Here is a 5,606-nt window from a genome sequence, read left to right on the forward strand (position 1 = left end):
ACACAGACCTAGACCTTCAGAGCGACCAGGAAATTGAGACTTACATTGAACAACTGAATAATCGACCACGCAAGGTCTTAGGCTGGAAGACGCCATCAGAAGTCTTCATGGGTAAAAAGTTGCACTTTAGTTGACAATTCGTCGTGACAAAACTGTTCGTTGCCACGTGTCGGGTCAGAGGTTATATTGATTAAACCAGGGTGTATTCGCACGGGTTTTTAGGGGGATTCCAATGAAAAAAGTGAAAGGGTTTATCGCGTTTACTGTGGCGATACTCATGGCCGCGCCATTGGCAGGCTGTGGTAGTCAGTCGCAAACGGCGATGCAAGGCAAGGTGGTTGCCAAGACCCATCGGCGCGCGGTGTCGTTGAACGCTGATGATGGCAGCCAATACGTAGCGATGGCCGTGCATGTCTCACCGCATGTTTCCGTACATACGACACCACACGTGAGTCCGCACGCAACCACGCCGCACACCAGCGGCACGCATGTCTCGACTTTTAAGGCTAACGCCGGCCACGTTGGCGTCAGCAAGGTGACCAAGCCGGTGACGCCTACGATGGGCAAGTCCGCGGTGAAAGCGGTCAGTCGCACGCATTTCATCAACAACCGCACGTTCCGCCGCTCGCCTTTTGCTCACACCTATTTTCCGTTTTGGTACTATGCTGCGTTTCGCGCGCGTGACCATCACGAACGCTACTTATTGACGCTTAAAATTGGCAGTAAAACGCGCCAGATATCTGTTTCCAAGCGCATGTACGACAAGGCCAGAGTCGGCGATTATGTCCAGATCAACGGGAGTAATTTCCAGGTGTTGCGAAAAACGAAAAACTGACCAGAGCAAAGCGGGTTTAGCGATGTGGGTAAGTCAGCTTGGTCGCGATCGCGTTGCTTTGCGGAGCTCGACGACACCAGAGCAGAGCAAAGTGGTTTTAGCTGGGCAGGTAGCCTGGCTATCGTGTTTGGGGCGACTTCGCCGTGCAATCGATTGCTTTTCACAAACGTACAAAACGTTGCGCTTGCTTGTGGTAAAATGGGTCCCGTTGCAAACACATGGAGGGAACTATGACTGAACTTTACCTGATCCGCCACGGGCAAACCGTGTTTAACGTGGAAGAGCGCGTCCAAGGCAACGCCAATTCGCCGCTGACCGCAGCCGGCCAAGCCGACGCGAAGGCGCTTGGCCGCGGGCTGATGAAGGCGGGCGTGGCTTTTGATGCCGCTTATTCGAGCGACCTCGGCCGCGCCCAAGACACGGCCCAGCTGGCGCTTGATGCCGCAGACCAATACCTGCCGCTACATACTGACAGTGGGTTGCGCGAAGAAAACTACGGCCGCTTCGAAGGCCATCCCCAACAGCGTCGCGCGGAAGCGCTGGCGACACTGCTACCGCAAGAAGACATCACCAAGCTGGTTCCGATCGCAAACGCCGTCCACCAGCTCGATCCGGCCGGTGAAGACGCCAAGACCGTGCAGCTCCGCTTCGACAAGGCCTTGCACCAAATCGCTGAGGCCAATTCCGGCAAGGTGATGGTCGTTGCTCATGGCACCGTGATCTTGCTGTGGTTGGCCTACATCGGCTATCCGTTGCACGGCCAAAACCGTTTGAACAACGCCGGTGTGACGCGCGTGACGATCGATGGTGAGAAGGTTAACGTCCTTGAATTCGACTCGCTGACTTATGTCGAAGCAGGCCGTGCGTAATTAAAAAGCATCCGGATTCTTGAAGAAGATTCCGAATGCTTTTTAATTTGGGATCAGTTTGTCGTGCTGGTGCCGGTCGCGTAATCGATCGTGTAGCCATCTTCGACATTGAAGATGTAGACGTTGAAGTGGATGTTGTTGTCGCCGATACTTTGGGCGCGCATCTGCACCCCGCGGGCGACGAGTTCACTGCCGCGATATACAGGACGGACTTCGTAGCGGACGTAATGGCTGCTGGAAGCCTTGAGGTAGGTGGCGATGTCCATTTCGTGAGCGAGCATCAGTGGATTGTTCAGTGACATCGTGCCGGTGATCAGGTTCTTGGGATTGTTGTTTTCCCCGCTCAGTTGAAATCCGATCAGGTGGCTGCGGTTGTACAGCCAGCCGTGCGCGGTGCGGCGGTTATGCCAGCCAGTCGGATCCCATGTCAACGGTTCACGCTTGGCCGATGGCATCAGCGATTGGTTGAGCAGGGCCTGGGCATCGACGGCCCGGTTTTGGCTGTCGAGATCACTGTAACGTTCCCAAGCACTGTGAGCCGTCGATAAGTCGCTGGCGGAAAAGCCAGGGTTGTTCTGGTTGATGACGATCTCTTGTTGACCGGCGTAGTTTTTGGCCGCCAGATCAGTGGTCGCGGCAGGTTGGGCGGGGGCTTTGCTGGAAGCTGCGACTTTAGGGGTTTGCTTTTGTGCGATGCTTGCGGCGTGTTGATCTGCACTCAGGCGGGATTTGAGCGAGCTGATCGTTGCGGCAGTTTTACGGTTTTTTGATTCAGTTTGTTCCAAGGTGTGCTTGATGCTGTGGTTGGTCTTGGTGGCGCTGCTCAACGAGCTGACTTGGGCGTCTGAAGCCGTATGTTGGGCGCCACAGCCGGTCAGCACAGCGGCGCTGACGACGATTAAGGCGATGAGTTTTTTCATGCGAGATTCCTTTCTGATTAGCTACCGCAACGACTTTCGGTAGCCGGCCGCTTGGGCTTGGGCTTCCGTGTTGAAATAAACTGCGTTGGCAGAATTCATGCGGTAGCCGGCTTGGCCGGGAACATGATAGATCTTAGAATTGACGTTACCCACGATCTTGCCGGTGTTGCCCGTGTTCATATCGCCATTGTTGGTTGGTGCGCTGGGGGGAGTTGCCGTGCTCGCGGCTTGACTTGCGCTTGCCGCCTGACTACTGGCCGCGGCCGCGCGAGTAGAAGCTGCCTTAGCCTGAGCGGCAGCTTGACTGGCCGCCTCGACACGCGCCTGGCTGGCACTCGCCGCTTGCGCGGAAGCCTGGCTGGCGCTGGCACTTTGGGCGGCCTGTTTGCGGCTGGTTGCCGTTTTCTCGTCGGCGTCGGCATTGGCGACTTCCGCCAGCAACAAGGCTTTTTGCTTGTTAAGCGTTTGTTGACGCTGCTTTGCGCTTGCCATTTCCGCCGCCAAGGAATGCTTGGTGGTTTGAGCTTGGCTGAGCTTATTGCGCGCCTGCGACGGGGTCAGGTCCGTGCTTGAGGGGCTGACGGCCACTGCGACGAGCGCGACAATCATAACCGCCAGCGCCAAAAGCGTCTTGCGCCCGCGGTGGTGTTGCGTGTGGTGGGTGAAGCGGTCGATGACGAAGCGCACCGCAAAATAGCCGGTCGCGAGCAACGCCACGAAGAAAATAAGTCCAAAAAATGTTGCCATGTCGTCCTCCTCCAAAAGGTGTTACCTTCAGCATACCGGAAAACACTGGGTCTGCAAATTGCTTTTGTCACATTCATCAACTTGCGGTACGCTAATCACATCACTTTTAACTCGGGGGCAATCATCTTGAACAATCGTCGTTGGCTTGTCATGGCCGCAGTCTTCATCGCCACTTTCATGACCTCAGTGGAGGTCACCATCGTCACCACCGCGCTACCGGCGATCATTGCCGCGCTACACGGGCTGGCGTTTCAAAGCTGGATCATGGCGGCATATCTGCTGACGACGGCGGTGACGACGCCGATTTATGGCAAGCTGGCAGACGCCTATGGCCGCAAGCGATTTTTCTCATGGGGTGTTTTGGTTTTCACGCTGGGCTCGCTGTTTAGCGGGCTGGCCCCAAACATTGTACTGCTGATTGCCGCGCGGGCGTTGCAAGGTATCGGTGCCGGCGCGGTGATGCCGCTGACGTTCACGATCATCGCGGATTTCTTCGATTATGCACAGCGCGCGCAGATCATGGCGCTGAATAACACTGCCTGGGGGCTGTCGGCCTTGATCGGACCATTGCTCGGCGGCTTTTTGGTCGACACGCTGTCGTGGCATTGGGTGTTTTTCGTCAATGTGCCCCTCGGTGTGATCGTGTTGGGGTTAGTCGCGTGGGGGTATCAAGAGCATCCGCAGACGACACGCCTCCAGCTCGACTGGGCGGGAATCACCTGGCTGACGGTCTTGCTCGTGTCGTTGCTGTTGGCGGTGCAGTGTCTGGCGACTAACGGCTGGTGGGCGTTGGGCCTGTTTGTGGTCGCCATCGTCAGCTTAGGTGCATTGGTGCGCCAAGAAAAAAAGGCGGCGGATCCGCTGATTTCGCCACGGTTGTTCACCAGCCGCACGTTTACCATTCAGATCGTCACCGCCGCGATACTGTCTGGCGTTTTGATCGCCTATCAAGTCTATTTTCCCATCTGGTTGCAGTCAATCTATCACTTCGCCGCGACCAAAGCGGGGTTGGTGGTGTCGTCTAGCTCAATCATGTGGTTGTTGTCGTCATTTGCCGTGGCCTGGGCGTTGCGCCACATCGTGCCTAAACGGCTGACGATGGCGGTCGTAAGCGTGCAATTCCTGTTTTATCTGGCCTTGGTCCTGTCCGGCCGCGGGTTCCCGGCGTGGGGTTTCTATGTCATCGCCGCGGTCAACGGCGCGGGGATGGGGTTAGTGGTGTCGCAAAACACAATCTTGAGTCAGCATCTGGCCCCTGATGAGCTCGTCGGCTCTGCGACGGCGTTGTTGACGCTGGGGCGCTCGCTCGGACAAACCATCATGACCGGTGTGTACGGCGCGGTGTTGAACCTGGTGCTGGCTGCCAAGCGCGGCAACGTTAGCGAAGCCACACTCAACCAGGCTGTCGCCGGCCACGCCAGCGGCGCCGCGACGCAAACCGTCTTGCTAAGCGCTTTGCATGCGGTATTCGTCGGCGTCTTACTGTTGCTTGCAGTTGTATGGTACCTCAACTGGCGTGATCCTAATCGCGAGATCATACAGTAGCAATGACGTTGTCCGGCAGCGTAGCATTTCGTGTTGGGTAGACCGGTTTGACTGTTGGGTGCGGGTGAAAGCGACTCCAGCAGGATCAATCTGTCGTGGAGAGGGTGCTCGGCGGAGCTAACTTCGTCTTTGACGAAGTGGATCTCCACCTGCGCCTTGCTGTAAGCGACAAGTCGCCAACAGCAATCTCACCACGTCAGATTGACCTGCTTCCGTCACTTTTACCCACACCCTGAATTCGATGTATCAGGATAGTTTGATGTAATGGCCAATCGGGTTAACTTGTTGATTGTATCCAATCCATTTCTACTCTCTTAGAAATTGCCACTTCCGGCGACGCAAGAAGCTAACGTCAGGGTTTGGGGTGTGGAGGCCCGAGATGGCTCAGGCGCGGCATTGTTGTTGGCGGCTTGGCCGCTTACAACAAAGGCGTCGAGGAAGATCCACTCGGCGGAGCCGAGTTAGCTTCCGAGCGCCTCGCACCGTTCCAGCCATCTCAAGGGCCGGAACACACCAAACCCGACCTATACCACCATCCAAAAGACATCCCAAAGAGGACTTACCCTGGATTATTCATAGAATTTCAAAAAAGCAGCGCAATCCCATGATTCACACGGGACTGCGCTGCTTTGGTGTTTCACCCATTGGGTGCGCCTATATGCTAAGGTTGAGTCGACGAAAACCATCACG

General features: G+C 56.2%; 5 protein-coding genes and 1 pseudogene. 4 read left to right on the top strand and 2 right to left on the bottom strand.

Annotated elements, in window-relative coordinates:
• The 3 genes and pseudogenes from ACYVRB_RS14000 to ACYVRB_RS14010 all read left to right on the top strand — a co-directional run.
• Positions 1–134: pseudogene (locus tag ACYVRB_RS14000) on the top strand (IS30 family transposase); the annotation flags it as partial.
• Between the two features lie 98 nt (positions 135–232).
• Entirely contained in the window at positions 233–835 is a 603-nt protein-coding gene (locus tag ACYVRB_RS14005) for a hypothetical protein (protein WP_461216036.1), read from the top strand.
• A gap of 230 nt (positions 836–1,065) precedes the next feature.
• Positions 1,066–1,704 carry a histidine phosphatase family protein gene (locus ACYVRB_RS14010; RefSeq protein ID WP_461216037.1) on the top strand — a complete coding sequence of 213 codons (639 nt, stop codon included), beginning with the start codon at positions 1,066–1,068 and terminating at the stop codon, positions 1,702–1,704.
• A gap of 53 nt (positions 1,705–1,757) precedes the next feature.
• Here ACYVRB_RS14010 and ACYVRB_RS14015 read toward each other — a convergent pair whose 3' ends face one another.
• Together ACYVRB_RS14015 and ACYVRB_RS14020 are read right to left on the bottom strand one after the other, a co-directional pair.
• Entirely contained in the window at positions 1,758–2,624 is an 867-nt protein-coding gene (locus tag ACYVRB_RS14015) for a DNA/RNA non-specific endonuclease (protein ID WP_461216038.1), read from the bottom strand.
• A gap of 21 nt (positions 2,625–2,645) precedes the next feature.
• A complete protein-coding gene (locus tag ACYVRB_RS14020; protein WP_461216039.1) occupies positions 2,646–3,371 on the bottom strand; it encodes a sunset domain-containing protein in 726 nt (241 codons plus the stop codon).
• A 150-nt stretch (positions 3,372–3,521) separates the two neighbouring features.
• Here ACYVRB_RS14020 and ACYVRB_RS14025 point away from each other — a divergent pair, with 150 nt between their 5' ends.
• On the top strand, positions 3,522–4,916 hold the full coding sequence (locus ACYVRB_RS14025) for an MFS transporter (RefSeq protein ID WP_461216040.1): 1,395 nt from the start codon (positions 3,522–3,524) through the stop codon (positions 4,914–4,916).
• The last annotated feature ends 690 nt before the right edge of the window (positions 4,917–5,606 follow it).

This window comes from Lacticaseibacillus boliensis, assembly GCF_054784775.1.

Coding starts and splice junctions, on each gene's coding strand:
- ACYVRB_RS14020 (WP_461216039.1), bottom strand. CDS start 3,371: ATGGCAACATTTTTTGGACTTATTTTCTTCGTGGCGTTGCTCGCGACC.
- ACYVRB_RS14005 (WP_461216036.1), top strand. CDS start 233: ATGAAAAAAGTGAAAGGGTTTATCGCGTTTACTGTGGCGATACTCATG.
- ACYVRB_RS14015 (WP_461216038.1), bottom strand. CDS start 2,624: ATGAAAAAACTCATCGCCTTAATCGTCGTCAGCGCCGCTGTGCTGACC.
- ACYVRB_RS14025 (WP_461216040.1), top strand. CDS start 3,522: ATGGCCGCAGTCTTCATCGCCACTTTCATGACCTCAGTGGAGGTCACC.
- ACYVRB_RS14010 (WP_461216037.1), top strand. CDS start 1,066: ATGACTGAACTTTACCTGATCCGCCACGGGCAAACCGTGTTTAACGTG.